This window comes from Burkholderia sp. COPS (genome assembly GCF_019425585.1).
GTDB classification, from domain to species: domain Bacteria; phylum Pseudomonadota; class Gammaproteobacteria; order Burkholderiales; family Burkholderiaceae; genus Burkholderia; species Burkholderia cepacia.
This window is the reverse complement of sequence record NZ_WIXR01000024.1, coordinates 224,931-246,125: the sequence shown is the minus strand read 5'-3', so window position 1 is coordinate 246,125 and position 21,195 is coordinate 224,931. Positions and strand designations below refer to the sequence as shown.

Here is a 21,195-nt window from a genome sequence, read left to right as displayed (position 1 = left end):
ATTCGAAGAGATCGTTCTATAATCTTTTCTTTCGCGGAAACGACCAAACGCGAAATGCAGTAAAGCAGCAAGGAAGGAGAGGTGGCAGAGTGGTCGAATGTACCTGACTCGAAATCAGGCGTACGGTTTCCCCGTACCGTGGGTTCGAATCCCACCCTCTCCGCCAAAATACGAAGCCCCTTGATCCGGAAGGATCAAGGGGTTTTTCGTTTTGGGCTTGCTCAATCGTGTGTCTCAAGGCGTGGCGGCGGCAACAGCATCGACCGTCGATGCATCGGAATGTGCCGATGCGATAGCGACCGTGTCCCATACGTCTTGCTGCGTAGTGGGCAGCGTCGGCAGTCCAGCCTGTCCGGATCGGGGCGGCGCGTGCACATCCTGTCCTTGCCGCTTTCTTCAGCTTTAAGCCCGCGCTTGCTGCGCCGTTAACACGGGGCGGCCGGCGCTCATGCCGGACTGCACCGTTCCCGTCGATCCAAGGTCCCATGAAGCTGAGCTACAAGATTCCCCTCGCATTTGCCGTTGCGCTGCTGCTGATGTTCGGCGGCGCGCTGTACGGCATCCATATTCTCAATCGGTCGATCGATACGTTTGCCGACGACGTGCAGACGAACGTCGGCGACGAACGGCTCGTGTCGGCCACGCTCGTGCAGTTCAAGCTGCAAGTGCAGGAATGGAAAGACACGCTGTTGCGCGGCAAGCAGCCCGCGAAGCTCGACCAGTACTGGCAGGCGTTCCAGACGCGCGAGCACACGGTCGATACGCTCGCCGCGCAGCTCGTTCATCAGTTGCCGCCCGGCGAGAGCCGCTCGCTCGTCGAGCAGTTCATGCGTGCGCACACGGCGATGGGCGAGGGTTACCGGCGCGGGTTCGACGCGTTCAAGGCGGCCGGCTTCGAGCCGTCGGCCGGCGATGCCGCCGTGGCGGGCGTCGACCGCGAACCCGCGGTGCTGCTGGAGCGGGCCGCGAAGTCGATTGCCGACGAGAGTGCCGCCGTGTCGGCGCAGGCGAGCCGCGATGCGCAGCACGCCACTGTCGCGAGCCTCGTGCTGATGCTGGTCGTGCTCGGCGTCGCGATGGTCGGTGCGTTCCTGTTCAGCCGCGCGATCCTGCGTCCGCTCGACCGCGCGGTCGCGTGCGCGCAGGCCGTCGCCGAGGGCGACCTGACGCGCGACGTCGACGCGGCCGGCCGCGACGAGATCGCCGACCTGCTGCGCGCGTTGCGGACGATGCAGGCGAGCCTGTCGGGCGTCGTGCTCGAAGTGCGTACGCACGCCGAAGCCGTCGCGACGGCGAGCGCACAGATCGCGTCGGGCAATCATGATCTGTCGGCGCGTACCGAGGCACAGGCCGCGTCGCTCGAGGAGACGGCCGCCAGCATGACCGAACTCACGGGCATCGTCCGCCAGTCGGCCGAGCACGCGCAGCACGCGGCGCAGCTGGCGCGCGACGCATCGACGATCGCTGCGGCCGGCGGCGGCGTGATGTCGGATGCCGTCGGCACGATGAACGGCATCGCCGACAGCTCGGCGAAGGTCGGCGAGATCATCGCGGTGATCGACGGCATTGCGTTCCAGACCAACATCCTCGCGCTGAACGCAGCGGTCGAGGCGGCGCGCGCGGGCGAGCAGGGGCGCGGCTTCGCGGTCGTCGCGGCGGAAGTGCGTACGCTCGCGCAGCGCAGCGCCGCCGCCGCGAAGGAGATCAAGGGGCTCATCGAGCAGTCGACGCGGCGGGTCGACGAAGGCGCCGTGCTGATCGGCCGGGCGGGCGAGTCGATTCACGAGATCGTCGGCGCGGTGCAGCGCGTCACGACGATCGTCGGCGAGATCTCGTCCGCGTCGCAGGAGCAGAGCGGCGGCATCCAGCAGGTGAACATCGCGGTCACGCAGATGGACGAAGCGACGCAGCGCAACGCGGCGCTCGTCGAGCAGGCATCGGCCGCGACGCAGGCACTCGCCGAGCAGGCGAGCGCGCTGCGGCATGCGGTTGCCGTGTTCAGGTTGCCGGAAATGGCGTGACGGGGGCGCCGTCGTGCCCGGCTCGAACGAAGCCGGGGGCCGGCGCGGCATCGGCTGTCGGCGGTACGCGCCGACGCCAAGCCACCAGCGGCCCGGCCCCCGCGATCAAGCCGTGGCCGGATATTGCGCGAGCACCCGGGCGCGGATCGACGGCTTGATGTTCGATTGCGCCATGTTGCCGCCGTAGTGCGCGACCACCCGCGGATTCATCACGCGATACCAGAGCGGCGGCACGTACGCGAACAGGATCATCGTCGCGTAGCCGGCCGGCAGTTGCGGCGAATCGTCGAAGTGGCGCAGCGCCTGGTACGAGCGCGTCGGATTCGCGTGATGGTCGGCGTGCCGCTGCAGCTGGTACAGGAACAGGTTGGTGACGACGTGATTGCTGTTCCACGAATGCTGCGGCGTGCAGCGTTCGTAGCGGCCGTTCGGCAGCTTGCGGCGGCCGAGCCCGTAGTGCTCGACGTAGTTCACGACTTCGAGCAGCGACGCGCCGTAGACGGCCTGGATCACGAGGAACGGGATCACGACCTTGCCGGCCATCGCGATCGCGATGCCCCACACGACGACGGTCATCGCCCAGGCGTGCAGCACCTCGTTGCGCCAGGTCCACGGCGAATGCCCGAGGCGTTCGAGGCGGGCCTTCTCGAGCCGCCACGCGGAGCGGATGCTGCCGGTCACGGTGCGCGGCAGGAAGGCCCAGAACGATTCGCCGTAGCGCGCGCTCGCCGGATCCTCGGCCGTCGCGACACGTACATGGTGGCCGCGATTGTGCTCGACGTAGAAATGGCCGTATGCGACCGGCGCGAGCGTGATCTTCGCGAGCCAGCGCTCGAAGCGGTCGGTCTTGTGCCCGAGTTCATGCGCGGTATTGATCGAGATGCCCGTCGCGGCGCCGAGCGACAGCGCGAAGCCGACATAGTCGTGCCAGGCGAGCGCGTGCGTGCCGACGATCCATACGCACGCGAAGAACGCGACGTATTCGACGAGGGTCGCGAGATAGACGATCAGCCGGTAGTAGCGCTCCCGTTCGAGGTGCGGCACCACGGCCTCGGGCGGATTGTCGCGATCGTCGCCGATCAGCGTGTCGAGGATCGGGATCACGCCGAACGCGAACAGCGGGCCGAACCACCAGAACACGTGCAGGCCCGTCGACAGCGCGAGCTGGGCGGCGAGAATCGGCAGCGTGATCGTCAGCGCGCCGAGCAGCCACAGGTAACGCTTGCCATCCGACCAGCCCGAAGCCGATCCGTCGGTCATTGCCATTGTCTCCCTCCTGCCGGCCGGCCCGAAGGCGGCCGCCTGTACGGTTGTTTGAATTCTCGTTGGCCCGCGACGCACGCGCGGTTGAACCGGATCGTCGTCCGGTTCTGCCTGTTATACGACCCATGTGCACGCTTGCCAAACTCCGGCACTAGGCGTGCGGCTCCAAACGGCGGCGCGCGTGCGGCGCAGGCAGGGAAGGGCCCCAGCACGCCGATTGAAACATGCGGGAATGGCCGGATCGGCCCGTGCGGGCGGCAGGTTTGTCAGACGGATGGCGTGCCGTGACGAGGACGGGCATCGACGCTGCGGGTTCGCAACAAATGTTGCGTCGCAATATGCGGAGCGGGGTGGCGACCCATGTCGCTTGCTTCGACGTTACCAATATTACGGTTCATTACGCCTTTCATGATGAAATGCACGGGTCCCGACCTGCGGCTGCCTCGTGCCGCAAGGCGACTGGCGCCTGGTGTCGAATGAAGTCGTCGCGGAGGTCGTCCGGTTGCCGCATCGATGCTGCACCTGCACACGGGCTGGCCGCATGGCCGCCCGCAGTGCCTGCCGCCTTTCGATTCGCGCTGCCATTTGAAAATTACGATTTGACTCATGCCCCGCTTTCGGTTGAAGCTAATAGCTTGCTGTCCGAAGGGTGTGCCTGCATGAGTTCGACCTTGACCGTTCGTCGTATCGTTGCCGACCAGGGCGGCGTGTATCGCGAACTCCGCGCTGCATCGCTGCGCGAGCCCTACGCGCCCGGCGAAGCGCCGGAGGCCGAATTGCTGAACGTCGAAACGGACGCAGCGTCGGCGATCGCCGCGCAGCGCGCCGTGTCCGACGAGTCGACGACTTTCCTGCTGTATACCGAAGGCCATCCGGCCGGCATGATCGGCGCGTATTTCGACAATACGCCCGATCGGCGTGCGTTCGTCAGCGAGCTGTGGGTCGCGCACGCGGTGCGCCATCTGCGCGGCGGCGTGCTGCTGCTGGAGACGGCCACCGCCTGGCTCGCCGAGCGCGGCGCCCAGGACGTCTACGCGTGGATTGCCGATGCGAACCGCAACGCGATCCGCTTCTACGAGCGCGCGGGTTTCGGCAACACCGGCGAACACGCGCCGATCGCGCGGATGCCCGGCGCGATGAAATCGCTGTACGTGTCGCAGGTGAAACACTGACGCGACGTCAGAACGCGGGCCGCGCGGCGCGATGAAGGTCCGGTCGCCCGCTTGCCAGCCCCCTTGCCAGCCCGCTCTCCGGTTGCGCACCCGCCCGGTGCGCCGCAACCCGGTTCCCCAAAAATAATGGCCGCGCGCGTGGACGCCTGTAAAATACGCAAAAAATTTTTGCAGAGTGTCCATGTCGCTTAAAAAATCGCCATTCTTCGAGCTGCGCAGCGGATCGGTCGATACGTTGCTGTTCTCCGTGAAGACGACCGATCTCGATGCGTTGCGTACCGAACTGGTCAAGCGCTTCGAAGCGACTCCCGAGTTTTTCGCCGACGATGTCGTCGCGATCGACGTCCGCCGCCTGGCGGACGGCGAACGCGTCGCGCTGGCGGACATCCGCCAGATGCTGAGCGACGTGCGGATGCGCCCGGTGGGTGTCGTCGCGCTGGCCACGCAGGGCTGGGCGGGGGAAGCCGGCCTGCCGCTGCTCGAGGCGCGCGATCGCCGCGCGCCGGCCGCGAAACCGGCCGAGGGCGCGGAAGCGTCGCCGGTCGCCGAGGCCGTCGTCGCTGCGGCAGCCGCGGTGGCGCCCGAGCAGGCGTCCGAGCCGGTGCCGGTGTCGAACCAGCCGGGGGGCCAGACGCTCGTGATCGACCGGCCGTTGCGTTCGGGGCAGCAGATTTACGCGAAAGGAGACCTCGTGGTGCTCGCGCCGGTCAGTCACGGCGCGGAGATCATCGCGGAAGGCAATATCCACATCTACGCGCCGTTGCGCGGCCGCGCACTCGCGGGCGTGCACGGCAATCACGACGCGCGCATTTTCTGCACGTGTCTCGAGCCGGAACTGATTTCGATCGCGGGTATCTATCGGACAACCGAGAACCCGTTGCCCGCCGATGTACTGGGGAAAGCGGTGCAGATCCGGCTCGAAGAGGAAAAACTGATGATCGAACCGCTGCGCCTGACGTAATACACGCGGTGCGCTCCGGATCGATCGGCTCTCATTGACGAACACAGGGTATTGGGTAAATGGCAAAAATCATCGTGGTGACCTCGGGCAAGGGCGGCGTGGGCAAGACGACGACGAGCGCGAGCTTTGCGTCCGGTCTCGCGCTGCGCGGCCACAAGACGGCCGTGATCGACTTCGACGTCGGCCTGCGCAACCTCGATCTCATCATGGGCTGCGAGCGCCGCGTGGTGTACGACCTCGTGAACGTGATCCAGGGCGAAGCGAACCTGAACCAGGCGCTGATCAAGGACAAGAAGTGCGAGAACCTGTTCATCCTGCCGGCGTCGCAGACGCGCGACAAGGATGCGCTCACGCGCGAAGGCGTCGAGAAGGTGCTGAACGACCTCGCCGCGATGGACTTCGAATACATCGTCTGCGATTCGCCGGCCGGCATCGAGGCGGGCGCGCTGCACGCGATGTACTTCGCGGATGAAGCGCTGATCGTCACGAACCCGGAAGTGTCGTCGGTGCGCGACTCCGACCGCATTCTCGGCATCCTGTCGTCGAAGACGAAGCGTGCGACCGAAGGCAAGGATCCGATCAAGGAACACCTGCTGATCACGCGCTACAGCCCGAAGCGCGTCAGCGAAGGCGAGATGCTGTCGCTCGAGGACATCAGCGAGATCCTGCGCATCAAGCTGATCGGCGTGGTGCCCGAGTCGGAAGCCGTCCTGCATGCGTCGAACCAGGGCCTGCCGGCCGTGCATATCGACGGCACCGACGTGGCGGAAGCGTACAAGGACGTCGTCGCGCGCTTCCTCGGTGAAGACAAGCCGCTGCGCTTCACCGATTACCAGAAGCCGGGCCTGCTGCAGCGCCTCTTCGGCAGCAAGTAACGGAGGCCGCCAATGTCCATCCTTTCGTTTCTCCTCGGTGAGAAGAAGAAGTCCGCGTCTGTCGCGAAGGAGCGCCTGCAGCTCATCATCGCGCACGAGCGCGTCGGCGGCCGCCCGCCGGCCGATTACCTGCCGGCGCTGCAGAAGGAGCTGGTCGCGGTCATCTCGAAGTACGTCCATATTTCGAACGATGACATCCGCGTGAGCCTCGAGCGCCAGGACGATCTCGAAGTCCTCGAAGTGAAGATCGAGATCCCGCAGGCCTGAGTGCTACCTGTGTCCCTCCGCACGGCGGCACTCGCCGCCGTGCGCGTCTTACGCCCTGTTGCACTTTCGGGCACGCCGTAACACGGCGCCTGTCGGCCGTTATCGCTCCTCCCGCATTGAACGAATACGCTCGCGTAACTTGTTCAACCTGGAGGTTGTGATGGCTGTCTCTACTGTTCAACGTCGTATCGTTTCGCTCGCCCTGCTCGCCGCGAGCCTGTCAGCCGTCGTCGCGCCGCTTGCCGCGCATGCGGACGAGATTCTCGTCGGCACACCCGTGATCGCGCCGCAGGGCCGCGTGGTCGTCGCCGAGCCGGTCGCCGTGCGTACCGAGGAAGTCGTCATCGTCGCGCCGAATGCGCCGCCGCCGGTGCGCTACGAGGTCGTGCCGTCCGCGCGCGTGGGCTATGTGTGGGATCGCGGGCACTGGCACTGGGAGCATGGCCGCTACGTGTGGATCGGCGGCCACTGGGAGGCCGAGCGCGTCGGCATGCAATGGGTGCCGGGCCATTGGGACCAGCGCGGTCCGAACTGGTTCTGGACCCGTGGCCACTGGGCGTGATGGAGGCGGGCGATGAAAAGAACCGCAATCGCCATCGCGCTCGTCGCGATCACGCTGGCCGGGTGCATCGTCGTGCCGGCGCGGCCCGTGTACTACCGGCCGGCACCCGTCGTGATCTACTGAGCGTCGCGCGGGCCGGGCTGCGCCGCGTCGTTGGTCCCGGCCGCGGCCGGCTCGTCGTCGTGCGGCGCGGGCGCATCGGTGGCGCCTTCGGTCGGTGCGCCGGCGGACGGCACTTCACTACCTTCGTCGCGCAGCGTGTCGAGCGGGTCGGCGGGCGCGGCGGCCGCATCCTGCGGCTCGGTGACGCCGGTTGCCACCGTCGTGCTCGCCGCGGCTGCCGCGGCCGGTTCCGCGGCCGCGACGGGCGGCGCGAGATAGCGCAGCGCGAGCGTTTCGTAGAGCGGCGGCGCGAAGAAGCGCGATACGCGGCTCGACACCAACGCGGTGGCCATCAGCGAAATCACGAGTGCGTGACCGTTGATCATCTCCATCACGATCACGAACGACGTGATCGGCGACTGCGTGACGGCCGCCATGTAGCCCACCATCGCGAGCGCGATCAGCATCGGCAGGCTCATGTTGCTGAACACGACGTGCAGCAGGTTGCCGAACCCTGCGCCGATCGACAGCGACGGGGCGAAGATCCCGCCGGGGATGCCCGGCAGGTACGACGCGACCATCGACACCATTTTCAGGAACGGGTAGAACACCGACAGATGCTGGCTGCCGTCGAGCAGGCCGCGTGCTTCGGCATAGCCGCTGCCGAACGTCGTGCCGCCCGATACGAGGCCGACGACGGCGATCGCGAAGCCGCACAGCGCGGCGAACGCGATCGGCCGCTCGCGATACAGGCCCAGCAGCCGCGCGGGCAGCCAGCGCCCCGTGTTGAGCAGCAGCCAGCAGAACAGCCCGCCCGCGATCCCGGTCACGATCGCGGTGACCAGCACGGCGAGCGCCAGCAGTTTCGGGAAATGGGGGCCGGCATCGATCGTACCGAAATACGTGTAGTTGCCGTTCAGGCCGAGTGCGACGACGCCGGCGAGTATGATCGCGGTGATCAGCACGCCGCTGGCGCGCGCGGAGAAGCTGCGCGTCAGCTCCTCGATCGCGAATACGATTCCGGCGAGCGGCGTATTGAACGCGGCCGACAGGCCGGCCGCCGCGCCGGCGAGCACCAGCTGGCGTTCGATCTGCGCGTTCGAGCGCGGGTAGAAGCGCCGCAGGTTGAACATCAGCGCCGCGCCGACCTGCACGGTCGGCCCTTCGCGGCCGATCGTGAAGCCGCCGAGGATGCCGAGGAACGACACCAGCACCTTGCCGAACAGGATGCGCAGCGTCAGCAGCCGGGAGCCGAACGCGCTCGGGCGCGCATGCAGCGTCGCGATCACCTGCGGGATGCCGCTGCCCTCGGCGCCGCGGAAGAAGCGGCGCGTGATCCATACCGACACCGCGGCGATTGCCGGCGTCAGCAGCAGCGGCAGCCACGCGGCGTGATCGCGCATCGTGCGGAAGCTTTCATAGCCCCAGTCGATCAGTCGCGCGTAGAGTACGGCCGCGAGGCCGACGACAATCGCGCCGAGCCAGAAAACGCCGTACTGGCGCCAGATTCTCAACGAGCGACGGGTGAGGGCGGGAAACAGGGCGGGAAGGGCGGCAAGAGCGGGGCGTGGCATCGGCGGGGCCATCGGGCAAAGGAGACATTATAAAAAGGAACCGGGGTCGCACAGTGGGCGACAGGGTTTCGCAAGCTTGTAGCATTTCGTTGCAAATGTAATTCAAGAGTAATGTTCGCGGCGGGTATCCGTCGTTAGCATCCCAAAATGGCTGGCTATTCCCCGCAAACGTGAAACGCATCCTCATCGTGAAAGTGACGTCGCTCGGCGATGTCGTCCAGACGCTGCCTGTCGTGGCGGATCTGCATCGCGCCTTTCCCGGCGTAACGGTCGACTGGGCGGTGGACGAATCGTGCGCGGAGGTCGTGCGCTGGCATCCGGGCGTCAGCCGTGTCCTTTGCGCGCCGCTGCGCCGTTTCAAGAAGATGCGCAATCGCGGCGACCTGACGGCGATCTCGGCGTCGATCGGCGCGCTGCGGGCGCACCGCTACGATGCGGTGATCGACCTGCACGGCGTCTACAAGAGCGCGATCATTTCGGTGCTGGCGCGCGCCGCGCGCCGCATCGGCTACCAGACGCAGGATCTCGGCGAAACGGGCGCCCGCTTCGCGTATTCGCATCGCTTCGGCCCGCGGCCGGACTGCGATGCGTGGCACGGGATGCGCGTGAGCGCGGGCGAGGCGCTCGGTTACGCGCCCGAGGGCATCGCCACGTACGGTATCGTCCCGCCGCAGGACGCGAACCTGCCGACGTCCGTGACCGACGGCGCACCGTTCATGCTGTTGTTCCATGCGACGTCCAACCCCGACAAGAAATGGCCGGCCGATCACTGGGCCGCGCTCGCCACGCAGATGATGGCGCGCGGCGTGCGCGTGCTGCTGCCGTGGGGATCGGCTGCCGAGCACGACGACGCGCAGGACATCGCCGCACGCGCGCCGGGGGCGGTCGTGCTGCCCGCGATGACGGTGCGCGAACTCGGCGCGGCGCTTGGCCGGGCTGCGCTCGTGGTGGGGGTCGATACGGGATTCGTGCACATGGCGCACGCGTTGCAGCGGCCGACCGTGATGATCTTCGTTGCGACGTCGCGGCACCATTGCGGGATCGGCGGCGCGCCGAATGCCCTGTCCATCGGCGAGCCGGGCACGGTGCCGTCGGTCGGGGAGGCGCTGGACGCGATCGGTGCGGTCTGCCCGGCCTACGGCGCGCGGCGTGCGCGACTGACCGCCTGACGAAGCGGGGCGGGCCGGTTCAGGCGAGCAGCGCCTCGACCGTGACGACGGCGGCGATCGCCGCCAGGTTCGCCAGCAGCGCCTCGAACACGAGGCCGCGCCACGTCTTCGGCCGGAAGCGCAGCGCGAGCAGGAGCGCGCCACCGAGCGCAAGCGCGAGGATCAGGACGAGATCGGCATTGCCGAGGCGGATGTTCATGGCGGCGGCTCCATCGGGGCGGGATCCCGGGCGCGCGGCGGCGCACCCAGGATCGAGTATAGGCAGCGCCGGCCACCGCACAACCCGGGTCGCCCCGGAGACTCAGACGAGCGACGCGTCGCGCGTTTCGCGCATCAGCAGCACGCCGATCAGGCTGATGGCCGCCGCAACCGATACATACCCGCCGACCCACGACAGCCCGCCGCGCGCCGCCAGCAGTTGCGCGATGTACGGCGCGATCGACGCGCCGAGGATCCCGCCGAGGTTGTACGCGACCCCCGCGCCCGTATAGCGGACGTTGGTCGGGAACAGTTCCGGCAGCAGCGCGCCCATCGGCGCGAACGTCACGCCCATCAGGAACAGTTCGATCGTCAGGAACAGCGCGACGAGCGGCATCGAGCCGCTGCCGAGCAGCGGTTCCATCGCGAAACCCGACAGCAGCGCGGCGATCGCGCCCACGACCAGCACCGGTTTGCGGCCGAAGCGATCGGATGCCCACGCGGACAGCGGCGTCGCGAGTCCCATGAACACGACCGCGAAACACAGCAGGCCGAGGAAGCTCTGGCGCGGAATATGCAGCGCCGACACGCCGTACGACAGCGAAAACACCGTCGAGATATAGAACAGCGTGTAGCAGACGACCATCGCGAGCGCGCCGAGCAGCGTCGGCTGCCAGTGTTGCGTGACGAGGGTCGCGACCGGCACGCGTACGCGCTCGTTGCGATCGAGCGCGGCCTGGAACGCGGGCGTTTCGGTGATCTTGAGTCGCACGTACAGGCCGAGCGCGACGAGCACCGCGCTGACCAGGAACGGGATGCGCCAGCCCCAGCTGCGGAACTGCTCGTCCGACAGCGACAACGCGAGCGCGAAGAACAGGCCGTTCGACATCAGGAAGCCGACCGAGGGCCCGAGCTGCGGGAACATGCCGAACCAGCCGCGCTTGCCCTGCGGCGCATGCTCGGTCGCGAGCAGCGCGGCGCCGCCCCATTCGCCGCCGAGGCCGATCCCCTGGCCGAAGCGCAGCACGCACAGCAGCACCGGCGCGAGCGTACCGATCGCGTCGTAGCCGGGCACGAAGCCGATTGCGGTGGTGGATACGCCCATCACGAGCAGCGACGCGACGAGCGTCGATTTGCGCCCGATGCGGTCGCCGAAGTGCCCGAACAGGAACGAGCCGATCGGGCGCGCGATGAACGCGATGCCGAACGTGACGAACGCGGACAGCGCCTGTGCGGTCGCGGAGCCGTGTGGAAAGAATACGGGGCCGATGACGAGCGCGGCAGCCGTTGCGTACACATAGAAATCGTAGAACTCGATCGCGGTGCCGATGAAGCTCGCGAACACGATGCGCCGGTGGCTGACGGCGCCGGCCGAACCGGTTGCGTGTGCAACGGTCGGGGGGGATGCGGACATGGATGTCTCCGTTTTGTCGTTAGGGCGGTCGGCTGGGTGTGCGGTCGGACAGGCGGACGCCTGCCGGGGGCAGCCGAGCGGATGATGCGGTAGCGGCGTGGACGCGCGCCGTGGCGCGGACGTCACCCGCCGGTCGACGATGGAGACGGGTACGTCGCCGCCGCCCGGTGCCGGCGTGGTCGGCTCGCATGCCGGGTGGGGCGCACGAACGCGCGCGCGGCGTGATGGCCGCGCGATTGCGGAAAATTATAGCCAGCGCCGCCGCGCACCGGCAATCGCGGTGCGGCGGGCCGGTCAGTCGATCGATTGCGCCTGCGCCGACGCGGTGCTTTGCAACTGGAAGTGGCCGTCGTCGTTGAAGAGCCAGCCTTCCATCATTTCGAGCCGGCCGTTGCCGTCGAGCAGCCGCGACGGCGGCGGCGGCAGCGGTGCCGAGCGGCGCAGCGACGCGAGCGCGAGCGCTTCCGCTTCGTTGTCGCCGTTGCTGCGATAGACGGATGCGTTGACGAGCCGGCCGCTGCCATCGACGGTGAAGGCCACGACGACGAGCGAACGGAGCATGGCCTGCGGCGTGCCGTGCAGCATGCCGGACGGATTGCGTTCGGCGACACGCTGCGCGACTTCGACGCGGTATTGGTCGAGGCTGCCAGTGCGTGTGACCGACGGAATCGTCAGGATCGAGTGCAGCGACGGAGGTGGCGTAATCGTGCACGCCGCGAGCATGGCGACGACGGCCAGTGCAACTGCACGCAGCCGGTCGACGCGCGAACGGGAAAGGGGGCGCATGGGAGGCTAGCCAGAAGTGACTATAAAAAAATGATAGGCGCACGGGCGCGAGACGGCATCGGGAGAAACGCATAACGGGCGATGCCGGGTGTCGCGATCGCTGATGGCGACGCAGCGTGCGCCCGCGTATCGCGATGTGACGTGACATGTGACGGCACGCTCGCGCGGCTGCCGCACGTCCGCATCCCGACGCGCTTGTTGCACGGTTGAAAGCAAGGCGAGGAACGCGACCGGCACACAGGCGCTTGGCGACGGTTCGGCAGCGCGCATCGGTTGCCGCGGGCTGCACCGCGGCGGACGCCCGCGCAATCGTCAGCGATGCGTGCCGCCCGGTTCAGAAACCGTGCGTGACGAGTGACAGGACCGACAGGTCGGGGTGCGTGCCGTCGATGATGCTCTTGCCGACATGCACGGCTTCGTGGACGGCTTCATCGAGGCTTGCGAAGCTTTCCTCGCCGTCCGCATGGAACGGTACCGCGTGGCCCGGTAACGCGGGATTCGCGCCGGGATGGCATACGTAGCCGGTGTAGGTGTAGCGCGTGTCGCTGCCGGGCACGGCAGCCGGCACGACATGGACCTCGAAGCCTTCGTAATCGACGTGTTCCGTCGGTATCGACAGTTCGGTCATGGCGATCTCCGTGTACCGCACGCAGGGGTGGCGCGCGCGGCATCGAGTACGCGGCGGCGGTCGTGTCGCCGTGTTGATCGAATTCTAGGTGATCGAGCGGCTGGCCGGGAGGCTTCCGGCGCGCTGCGGCGCGATGACGGGCTGCTGCCCGTGCCGGTGGCTCGGATGCCACGCGAGAGCTCGGCGCGAACGCACGTGACGTTTCGACGAACGGGTTCGCGCGCGGCGCCGCATCATTGTTTGCAGCGGGCGTCCTTGCGCTGCACGACGATGATCACCGGGTATTTCTGGCCATGGTCGAGCTCCACGCGTGCCACGACGGTGAGCGTCGCCGGATCGGAATCGTCGTACACGCTCACCTGTTCGTTGCGCAGGTAGGTCACGCCGGTGCAGTTCGACGTGCGTCCGTCGTCTCCCACCTTGCACTGGAGGTCGTTGTCTTTCAGGTAGTTGTACGGCGAGGGGCTCGCGAGGTATTCGCTCAGGCCGCGCGGCGAGCCGCCGACGCCGGACACGTATGCGATCGCGCACGACGCTTGCGCGGCGCTGCCGGGCGCGGTGTCGGCTGCCGCGTGCGTGCTGACGGCCGCGAGCAAGGCGACGAGCGACGAGACGATGAGGGGCTTCATGACGAGGGTTTCCCGTTTCGCGAATCGGAGCGCCGGATTGTAACGGCATCCGGCGGGACGCGTCGGAACGTGGCGGAAAGCCGTACGGAAACCAACAAAAAACCCCGTCATTCGCTGAATGGACGGGGTTTGGCAAACTTCCTGGCGGAAGCGGTGAGATTCGAACTCACGGACAGTTTCCCGTCGCCGGTTTTCAAGACCGGTGCCTTAAACCGCTCGGCCACGCTTCCACACGAGGCGGCATTGTAACCGAAATGCCGCGATCTTCATGCCCTCAATCGTCGCGCAGGAACAATTCCTGCAGGTCGTTGAGGAAACGCTGGCCGAGCGGCGTCGGCGCGATCTGCGCGAAATCGCGTGCGATCAGCCCGCGCCGTTCCGCTTCCTGCAGTGCCGGCTCGATCGTGCTCATCGGCAGGCCGGTGCGCTCGGCGAAGCTGTGCACGGGGAAGCCCTCGACGAGCCGCAGCGTGTTCAGCATGAACTCGAACGGCAGGTCGCGCGCGCCGACTTCACGCTCCTCCTGCACGGCCGTGCCGGCCATCGCCTGCTCGATGAAGGTCGCCGGATGCTTGTAGCGTGCCTGCCGCAGGATCCGGTTCGGGAACGACAGCTTCGTGTGCGCGCCCGCACCGATCCCGAGATAGTCGCCGAAACGCCAGTAGTTCAGGTTGTGCTTGCACTGATGATTCGGCTTCGCATACGCGGACACTTCGTAGCGCCCGTAACCGGCCTCGGCCGTACGTGCGTGAATCCATTCCTGCATGTCGGCCGACGCGTCGTCGTCGGGGACGGCCGGCGGGAACTTCGCGAACAGCGTATTCGGCTCGAGCGTCAGGTGATACAGCGACAGATGCGGCGGCGCGTACGACAGTGCGGTTTCGATGTCGGTACGGCATTCGTCGAGCGTCTGGTTCGGCAGCGCGAACATCAGGTCGAGGTTGAAGTTGTCGAAGTTCTTCGCGGCGATCTCGACGGCCGCGCGCGCCTGCGCGGTGTCGTGAATCCGGCCGAGCGCCTTCAGGTGCGTTTCGTTGAAGCTCTGGATGCCGACCGACAGGCGGTTCACGCCGCTCGCGCGGAACTGCGCGAACTTCGCGGCCTCGAACGTGCCCGGATTCGCCTCGAGCGTGATCTCGGCATCGGCGTCGAGCGGCAGCAGCGCGCGCACGTCGGACAGCAGCCGGTCGAGGCCGGCGGCCGACAGCAGGCTCGGCGTGCCGCCGCCGATGAACACCGTATGCACCTGCCGGCCCCACACGAGCGGCAGCGCCTGCTCGAGATCGGCGCGCAGCGCGTCGAGATATTCGGTTTCCGGAAACCGTTCGCCTTTCCACTCGTGCGAGTTGAAATCGCAGTACGGGCACTTGCGCACGCACCACGGGAAATGCACGTACAGCGCGAGCGGCGGCAGCGACGTGAGCCGCACCTGGCCGGGCGACGTGAAGGTCGCGACGACGCGTGCGCCGGTTTCCGCGGCCTGGCTCATGCAACCTCCCGCAGCGAAGGGGTATCGGGCATGCTCATGCTTCCTCCGCGAGCCGCGCCAGCAGCGCCTTCAGCGCCAGCGCGCGGTGGCTGTGCGTGTTCTTCACGGCCGGTTCGAGTTCGGCGGCCGTCGCGCCGAGCGACGGCAGGTAGAAATACGGGTCATAGCCGAATCCGTGCTCGCCGCGCGGGGTATCGACGATCTCGCCCGCCCAGCGCCCTTCGGCGAACAGCGGCTCGGGGTCGTCCGCATGGCGCACGAGCGCGAGCACGCAGCAATAGTATGCGCGCCGGTCGTCGACGCCGCGGAGCTGCTCGACGAGATACGCGTTGTTCGCCGCATCGCCCTTGTCGCGGCCCGCGCGCTGCGCATAGCGCGCCGAATAGACGCCCGGCGCGCCGCGCAGCACGCGCACGCACAGGCCCGAATCGTCGGCGATCGCCGGCAGCCCGGTGAGCCGCGACGCGTGACGCGCCTTCGTCAGCGCGTTCTCGATGAAGGTGCCGAACGGCTCGTCCGCCTCGGGCACCGCGAGGTCGCCCTGCGGGACGATCTCGATGCCGACCGTCGAGAACAGCGCGGTGAATTCGCGCAGCTTGCCGGCGTTGTTCGACGCGAGGACGATGCGCGACAGCGGCGCGATGGTGTGGTCGTCCGGCATGTCAGGCGCCCAGCACGTCTTTCTGAAGCTGCACAAGTTCGGCGATTCCGCCTTGCGCGAGGTCGAGCAGCGCGTTCATCTCGGTGCGCGAGAACGGCACGCCTTCGGCCGTGCCCTGGACTTCGACGAAGCCACCGGCGCCGGTCATCACGACGTTCATGTCGGTGTCGCAGCGCGAATCTTCCGCGTAATCGAGGTCGAGCACGGGCGCGCCTTCGTACACGCCGACCGAGATCGCGGCGACGTGGTCGGTGATCGGCGAGCGTGCGAGCTTGCCGGCCGCGATCAGCGTCGACACGGCGTCGTGTGCGGCGACGAACGCGCCGGTGATGCTCGCCGTGCGCGTGCCGCCGTCGGCCTGGATCACGTCGCAGTCGATGTGGATCGTGCGCGGGCCGAGCGCCTCGAGGTCGAACACGGCGCGCAGCGCGCGGCCGATCAGGCGCTGAATTTCCTGCGTGCGGCCGGTCTGCTTGCCGCGTGCGGCTTCGCGGTCGCTGCGCGTGTGCGTCGCGCGCGGCAGCATGCCGTATTCGGCGGTCAGCCAGCCTTGCCCGCGGTCGCGCAGGAAATCGGGCACGCGTTCGGAGACGCTCGCGGTGCAGAGCACCTTGGTGTCGCCGAATTCGACCAGCACCGAGCCTTCGGCGTGTTTCGTGTAGTGGCGCGTGAGGGCGACCTTGCGCAGTTCGTCGGCGCGGCGGCCGCTCGGGCGGGAAACGGAGGACGTCATGTGGGAATCGCGGAACGAGAGGAAACCCCGATTTTAGCGCCGAACGGCGGGCTTGCCCGGCGGGGTGGTTCCCAAAAATGGGATAATGCGCGCTTCCCGCCCCGCGCTTTCCGATGCGCCGGGCGCCTCGACATATCCCCGCCCGCGAGGGCACTCAGACGGCGAGACGAACCATGATCTACAGCATGACGGGCTACGCGAGCGCGACGCGCGAACTCGCGACGGCCACCGGTAACGGCGGCACCAGCGTGTCGGTCGAACTGCGCACCGTGAACTCGCGCTTCCTCGACCTGAATTTCCGGATGCCGGACGACGTGCGCGCGTGCGAACCCGCGCTGCGCGAAATGCTGATGAACAAGCTGTCGCGCGGCAAGGTCGACATCCGCATCAACCTGCAGCGCGGCGAGCAGAGCATCGGCGCCGGCGCGCTGAACCAGTCGGCGCTCGGCCAGCTCGCCGAGCTCGAGCGCTCGGTGCTGGACACGTTCCCGGGCGTCGGCCGCCTGCGCGCGGGCGAGATCCTGCGCTGGCCCGGCGTGATCGCCGAAAGCGGCGTATCGGCGGAAGCGATCCGCGACGCGGTGCTCGCCTGCGGCAAGGAAGCGATCGGCGAGCTCGTCGTCGTGCGTTCGCGCGAAGGCGCGCAACTGGCGACGATGCTGCTGTCGAACGTCACCGAGATGGAAGCGATCGTCGCGCGCATCACGCCGCTCGTGCCGGAGCTGATCGCGAAGCATCAGCAGAAGATCGTCGAACGGCTGCAGGAAGCGCTCGGCCTCGCGGCGCCCGAGGGCGGCGCGACGATCGTCACGCGCGAGGAGGCCGCGGAGCGCATTCGTCAGGAAGTGACGATGTACGGGATCCGGATCGACATCGCGGAAGAGCTGTCGCGTCTCACCGCGCACCTGAATGAAACGCGTCACGTGATCGAGAAGGGCGGCCGCGTCGGCAAGCGTCTCGACTTCATGATGCAGGAACTGAATCGCGAAGCGAACACGCTCGGCTCGAAGGCGGCGGCGAAGGAACTCGCCGACGCGTCGATGGCGCTGAAGCTGCTGATCGAGCAGATGCGCGAGCAAGTGCAAAACCTGGAGTAACAGCAACATGACCGAATCCACCCGCGACGTCCACGCGTCGCATTCGCTGCACGGCGGCGTCTATCCCGGCAACCTGTTCATGGTCGTCGCGCCGTCGGGCGCCGGCAAGTCGACGCTCGTGAATGCGCTGCTGTCGAAGGACAACGACATCTGCCTGTCGATCTCGTACACGACGCGCAAGCCGCGCCCGGGCGAGCAGGACGGCCGGCACTATCACTTCACGACGGTCGAGGATTTCCGCGCGCGTCACGCGGCGCATGAATTCCTCGAGAGCGCGGAAGTGCACGGCAACTACTACGGCACGTCGCGCGTCTGGATCGAAGAGCAGATGAAGAACGGCCACGACGTGCTGCTCGAGATCGACTGGCAGGGCGCGCTGCAGGTGAAGAAGCAGTTCCGCAACGCGGTCGGCATCTTCATCCTGCCGCCGTCGCTCGACGCACTCGAGGAGCGCCTGAAGAAGCGCGGCCAGGACGAACCGAACGTGATCACGCGCCGCCTGCTCGCCGCCGGCAGCGAGATCGCGCACGCGTCGGAAGCGGAATACGTGGTGATCAACGAGAATTTCGAGCGTGCGCTCGCGGAGCTCGAATGCATCGTCGCGGCCACGCGTCTGCGCTTTGCTTCGCAGTACGCGCGACACACGGAGCTGTTCATCGAGCTCGGCATCCATCTGCCCCACGCGGAATGACGCGGGGGACGAGGGACATAAGGTAGAATAAGGACTATATTCAGAAGGAATTACCAACATGGCTCGCATTACCGTCGAAGACTGCCTGAAGCAAATCCCGAATCGCTTCGAACTGGCGCTCGCCGCCACCTATCGCGCGCGGCAGCTCGCGCAAGGCCATACGCCGAAGATCGAAAGCCGCGACAAGCCGACCGTCGTCGCGCTGCGCGAAATCGCTGCCGGCCAGGTCGGCGTCGAGATGCTGAAGAAGGTGCCGGTGTAACGCGCATCCGGCCCGTTCCAGCCATGTAATCCACGCGCGCAACGACTCGACCTGGAGGCGAATATGAGCACCACCCCATCGTCCGCCTCCGCGGATTCGACCACCGAAGCCACGGCCCAGTCGCCTGCGCGCCAGTACATCGACGCGGTCCTCGAACAGTCCTTCCGGCATCTGTTCGGGCCGACCGCCACACCTGAGCAGCCGCGCAAGCACGGCGTCGTTTCGATCGCGAAACTGACGGCCGTGCTGGCCGAGTATCTCGCTCCGGAAGAAATCAAAGAGGTCAAGGCGGCGTTCCACTTCAGCGACGAAGCCCACCTCGGTCAATATCGCCAGAGCGGCGAACCCTACATCACCCATCCCGTCGCCGTCGCGGAAATCTGTGCCGGCTGGAAGCTCGACGCGCAGGCCGTCATGGCAGCGCTCCTGCACGACGTGATGGAAGACCAGGGCGTGACCAAGAGCGAGCTGGCCGAACGGTTCGGCCCGAAGGTCGCCGAACTGGTCGACGGCCTGTCGAAGCTCGACAAGATGGAGTTCCGCAGTCGCGAGGAAGCGCAGGCGGAAAACTTCCGCAAGATGCTGCTCGCGATGGCACGCGACGTGCGCGTCATCCTCGTCAAGCTCGCCGACCGCCTGCACAACATGCGTACGCTCGGCGCGGTGCCGATGGAAAAGCGCCGCCGCGTCGCGCGCGAGACGCTCGATATCTACGCGCCGATCGCGCACCGCCTCGGGTTGAACAACACGTATCGTGAGCTGCAGGACATGAGCTTCGCGAACTTCAACCCGCATCGCTACGCGACACTCGAGAAGGCCGTCAAGGCGGCGCGCGGCAACCGCCGCGAAGTGATCAGCAAGATTCTCGAGGCCGCACAGCGCGCGATGGCCGACGCGAAGATCGACGCCGAGATCACCGGCCGCGAAAAGACCATCTACAGCGTGTACCGCAAGATGCGCGACAAGCAGCTGTCGTTCTCGCAGGTGCTCGACGTGTACGGTTTTCGCGTCGTCGTCGACAGCCCGCTCGACTGCTACACGTGCATCGGCGCGCTGCACGCGCTGTACAAGCCCGTGCCCGGCAAGTTCAAGGACTACATCGCGATCCCGAAGATCAACGGCTATCAGTCGCTGCACACGACGCTCGTCGGTCCGTTCGGCGCGCCGATCGAGTTCCAGGTGCGCACGCGCAAGATGCATGAGATTGCCGAGGCGGGGGTCGCCGCGCACTGGCTGTACAAGAACGGCAGCGCCGATCTCAGTGACGTGCAGAAGCGCGCCCACCAGTGGCTGAAGTCGTTGCTCGACATCCAGAGCGAAGCCGGCGATTCGAGCGAATTCCTCGAGCACGTGAAGATCGACCTGTTCCCCGACGCGGTCTACGTGTTCACGCCGAAGTCGAAGATCATGGCGCTGCCGCGCGGCGCGACGGCGCTCGATTTCGCGTATTCGATCCACAGCGATCTCGGCAACCAGTGCGTGGCCGTGAAGATCAACAACGAGCTGCTGCCACTGCGCACCGAGCTGAAGAGCGGCGACATCGTCGAGGTGATCACCGCGCCGTATTCGAAGCCGAACCCCGCATGGCTCGGCTTCGTGCGTACCGGCAAGGCGCGCTCGGCGATCCGTCACTACCTGAAGACGATGCGCCTGAACGAGTCGGTGCAGCTTGGCGAGCGGCTGGTCGACCAGAGCCTGAAAGGCTATGGTCTCGCGCTCGCCGATGTCGAGCCGGAGGTGTGGGAGAAGCTCGTGCAGTGGACGGGCAACAAGAGCCGTCAGGAAATCTTCGCGGACATCGGCCTCGGCCGTCGCGTTGCCGCGGTGATGGCCAAGCGCATCGAGGTGTTGATGAGCGGCCGCGATGCGGACGACGATCTGCCGAAGTCCGAGCGGCATCCCGCGCACCATGCGCCGCCGGTCGTGATTACCGGCACCGAGGGGATGTCCGTGCAGTTGTCCGCGTGCTGCCGGCCGATTCCGGGCGACGCGATCATGGGCTACATCGGCATCGGCCTGGGGATGGCGATTCATACGACCGATTGCCGCGTGGCGCAGCGGATTCATCGCCGCGATCCGGGCCGCTGGATCGACGTCGAATGGGCGCCGCAGCCGGGCCGCCTGTTCGATGTCGCGGTGAAGGCGCTCGTGAAGAACACCAAGGGCATCTTTGCGCGCGTGGCGGCGGACATCACGTCGGCCGACGCGAATATCGTGCATATCGCGATGGACGAGGATCTGACACACGAATCGACGGTACTGCGCTTCGTGATCCAGGTCAGCGACCGCGTGCATCTTGCGAACGTGATGCGGCGCGTGCGGACCAATCCGGACGTGATGCGGATCATGCGCGAGCGTTCGACCGACGACGGCGCGCACGCGCGCCATGACGGCGGCATGCGGATCGAGCGCGAGCGGCAGGATTATTGACGCTTGCCGGAGCACGAGCGGGCGATTGATCGACGGCGGCCAATATGGCCGCCGTTTTCATTTGTGCGGCACGAAGGGCGAACGTGCGGCGTGGCCTGGACAAGGGCGCCTGTAAGCGGGCCGTGTCGTAAGCAAGGGAAGGGGAGGCGGAAAAGAAAAAGGGCTTTCCCGGAGGAAAGCCCCTTTTAAGGTGGCGCGGCTGGCAGGATTC

21 protein-coding genes and 2 tRNA genes are annotated in these 21,195 nt (G+C 67.0%); 12 read left to right on the top strand and 11 right to left on the bottom strand.

The window, feature by feature from the left end:
• The first annotated feature begins 75 nt into the window (after window positions 1-75).
• Window positions 76-166 (top strand) — tRNA-Ser (locus FOZ70_RS22690).
• A gap of 319 nt (window positions 167-485) precedes the next feature.
• Window positions 486-2,021 carry a methyl-accepting chemotaxis protein gene (locus FOZ70_RS22685; protein ID WP_021163429.1) on the top strand — a complete coding sequence of 512 codons (1,536 nt, stop codon included), beginning with the start codon at window positions 486-488 and terminating at the stop codon, window positions 2,019-2,021.
• Window positions 2,022-2,126: 105 nt separating this feature from the next.
• Here FOZ70_RS22685 and FOZ70_RS22680 read toward each other — a convergent pair whose 3' ends face one another.
• On the bottom strand, window positions 2,127-3,287 hold the full coding sequence (locus FOZ70_RS22680; RefSeq protein ID WP_219706767.1) for an alkane 1-monooxygenase: 1,161 nt from the start codon (window positions 3,285-3,287) through the stop codon (window positions 2,127-2,129).
• Between the two features lie 656 nt (window positions 3,288-3,943).
• Here FOZ70_RS22680 and FOZ70_RS22675 point away from each other — a divergent pair.
• From FOZ70_RS22675 to FOZ70_RS22655, 5 genes are all read left to right on the top strand, one after another.
• A complete protein-coding gene (locus tag FOZ70_RS22675; protein WP_027788116.1) occupies window positions 3,944-4,456 on the top strand; it encodes a GNAT family N-acetyltransferase in 513 nt (170 codons plus the stop codon).
• Between the two features lie 181 nt (window positions 4,457-4,637).
• Window positions 4,638-5,417: a septum site-determining protein MinC gene (minC, locus tag FOZ70_RS22670; protein WP_219706765.1), complete on the top strand. Its 780-nt coding sequence runs from the start codon at window positions 4,638-4,640 to the stop codon at window positions 5,415-5,417.
• Between the two features lie 59 nt (window positions 5,418-5,476).
• Window positions 5,477-6,292, top strand: coding sequence for a septum site-determining protein MinD (gene minD, locus FOZ70_RS22665; RefSeq protein ID WP_042978309.1), 816 nt, complete (start codon window positions 5,477-5,479; stop codon window positions 6,290-6,292).
• A 12-nt stretch (window positions 6,293-6,304) separates the two neighbouring features.
• Window positions 6,305-6,559 carry a cell division topological specificity factor MinE gene (gene minE, locus FOZ70_RS22660; protein WP_006486661.1) on the top strand — a complete coding sequence of 85 codons (255 nt, stop codon included), beginning with the start codon at window positions 6,305-6,307 and terminating at the stop codon, window positions 6,557-6,559.
• 160 nt (window positions 6,560-6,719) lie between these two features.
• On the top strand, window positions 6,720-7,121 hold the full coding sequence (locus FOZ70_RS22655; protein ID WP_059485255.1) for a YXWGXW repeat-containing protein: 402 nt from the start codon (window positions 6,720-6,722) through the stop codon (window positions 7,119-7,121).
• 116 nt (window positions 7,122-7,237) lie between these two features.
• Here FOZ70_RS22655 and FOZ70_RS22650 read toward each other — a convergent pair whose 3' ends face one another.
• Window positions 7,238-8,797: a chloride channel protein gene (locus FOZ70_RS22650; RefSeq protein ID WP_219706764.1), complete on the bottom strand. Its 1,560-nt coding sequence runs from the start codon at window positions 8,795-8,797 to the stop codon at window positions 7,238-7,240.
• Window positions 8,798-8,967: 170 nt separating this feature from the next.
• On the opposite strand from FOZ70_RS22650, the gene waaC reads away from it, so the two are divergent.
• Complete coding sequence (gene waaC / locus FOZ70_RS22645; protein WP_219706763.1) at window positions 8,968-9,966, top strand: lipopolysaccharide heptosyltransferase I; 999 nt, start codon at window positions 8,968-8,970, stop codon at window positions 9,964-9,966.
• A 19-nt stretch (window positions 9,967-9,985) separates the two neighbouring features.
• Here the strand turns inward: waaC and FOZ70_RS22640 are convergent, their stop codons facing one another.
• From FOZ70_RS22640 to rph, 9 genes are all read right to left on the bottom strand, one after another.
• The gene (locus tag FOZ70_RS22640) at window positions 9,986-10,165 is read right to left on the bottom strand and encodes a hypothetical protein (protein WP_021164136.1); all 180 of its coding nucleotides are present in this window, start codon (window positions 10,163-10,165) and stop codon (window positions 9,986-9,988) included.
• 102 nt (window positions 10,166-10,267) lie between these two features.
• Window positions 10,268-11,578 (bottom strand): MFS transporter, encoded by a 1,311-nt coding sequence (locus FOZ70_RS22635; protein WP_021164135.1) that lies wholly within the window; start codon window positions 11,576-11,578, stop codon window positions 10,268-10,270.
• Between the two features lie 294 nt (window positions 11,579-11,872).
• A complete protein-coding gene (locus FOZ70_RS22630; protein ID WP_021164133.1) occupies window positions 11,873-12,364 on the bottom strand; it encodes an energy transducer TonB in 492 nt (163 codons plus the stop codon).
• A 334-nt stretch (window positions 12,365-12,698) separates the two neighbouring features.
• Window positions 12,699-12,992 (bottom strand): hypothetical protein, encoded by a 294-nt coding sequence (locus FOZ70_RS22625; RefSeq protein ID WP_027788108.1) that lies wholly within the window; start codon window positions 12,990-12,992, stop codon window positions 12,699-12,701.
• A 233-nt stretch (window positions 12,993-13,225) separates the two neighbouring features.
• Window positions 13,226-13,621, bottom strand: coding sequence for a hypothetical protein (locus FOZ70_RS22620; protein WP_060157399.1), 396 nt, complete (start codon window positions 13,619-13,621; stop codon window positions 13,226-13,228).
• Window positions 13,622-13,763: 142 nt separating this feature from the next.
• Window positions 13,764-13,851, bottom strand: a tRNA-Ser gene (locus tag FOZ70_RS22615).
• A gap of 44 nt (window positions 13,852-13,895) precedes the next feature.
• Complete coding sequence (hemW, locus tag FOZ70_RS22610; RefSeq protein WP_219706762.1) at window positions 13,896-15,110, bottom strand: radical SAM family heme chaperone HemW; 1,215 nt, start codon at window positions 15,108-15,110, stop codon at window positions 13,896-13,898.
• A gap of 34 nt (window positions 15,111-15,144) precedes the next feature.
• Window positions 15,145-15,771 carry an RdgB/HAM1 family non-canonical purine NTP pyrophosphatase gene (gene rdgB / locus FOZ70_RS22605; protein ID WP_021164128.1) on the bottom strand — a complete coding sequence of 209 codons (627 nt, stop codon included), beginning with the start codon at window positions 15,769-15,771 and terminating at the stop codon, window positions 15,145-15,147.
• Between the two features lies 1 nt (window position 15,772).
• The gene (gene rph, locus FOZ70_RS22600) at window positions 15,773-16,504 is read right to left on the bottom strand and encodes a ribonuclease PH (RefSeq protein ID WP_059590234.1); all 732 of its coding nucleotides are present in this window, start codon (window positions 16,502-16,504) and stop codon (window positions 15,773-15,775) included.
• 173 nt (window positions 16,505-16,677) lie between these two features.
• Between rph and FOZ70_RS22595 the strand changes: the two genes are divergently transcribed.
• From FOZ70_RS22595 to FOZ70_RS22580, 4 genes are all read left to right on the top strand, one after another.
• On the top strand, window positions 16,678-17,601 hold the full coding sequence (locus FOZ70_RS22595; RefSeq protein ID WP_175894703.1) for a YicC/YloC family endoribonuclease: 924 nt from the start codon (window positions 16,678-16,680) through the stop codon (window positions 17,599-17,601).
• 7 nt (window positions 17,602-17,608) lie between these two features.
• Window positions 17,609-18,292 (top strand): guanylate kinase, encoded by a 684-nt coding sequence (gene gmk, locus FOZ70_RS22590; RefSeq protein ID WP_021164125.1) that lies wholly within the window; start codon window positions 17,609-17,611, stop codon window positions 18,290-18,292.
• 58 nt (window positions 18,293-18,350) lie between these two features.
• Window positions 18,351-18,554: a DNA-directed RNA polymerase subunit omega gene (gene rpoZ, locus FOZ70_RS22585; RefSeq protein WP_006025620.1), complete on the top strand. Its 204-nt coding sequence runs from the start codon at window positions 18,351-18,353 to the stop codon at window positions 18,552-18,554.
• Between the two features lie 63 nt (window positions 18,555-18,617).
• Window positions 18,618-20,984 (top strand): bifunctional (p)ppGpp synthetase/guanosine-3',5'-bis(diphosphate) 3'-pyrophosphohydrolase, encoded by a 2,367-nt coding sequence (locus tag FOZ70_RS22580; RefSeq protein WP_021164124.1) that lies wholly within the window; start codon window positions 18,618-18,620, stop codon window positions 20,982-20,984.
• Window positions 20,985-21,195 lie beyond the last annotated feature (211 nt).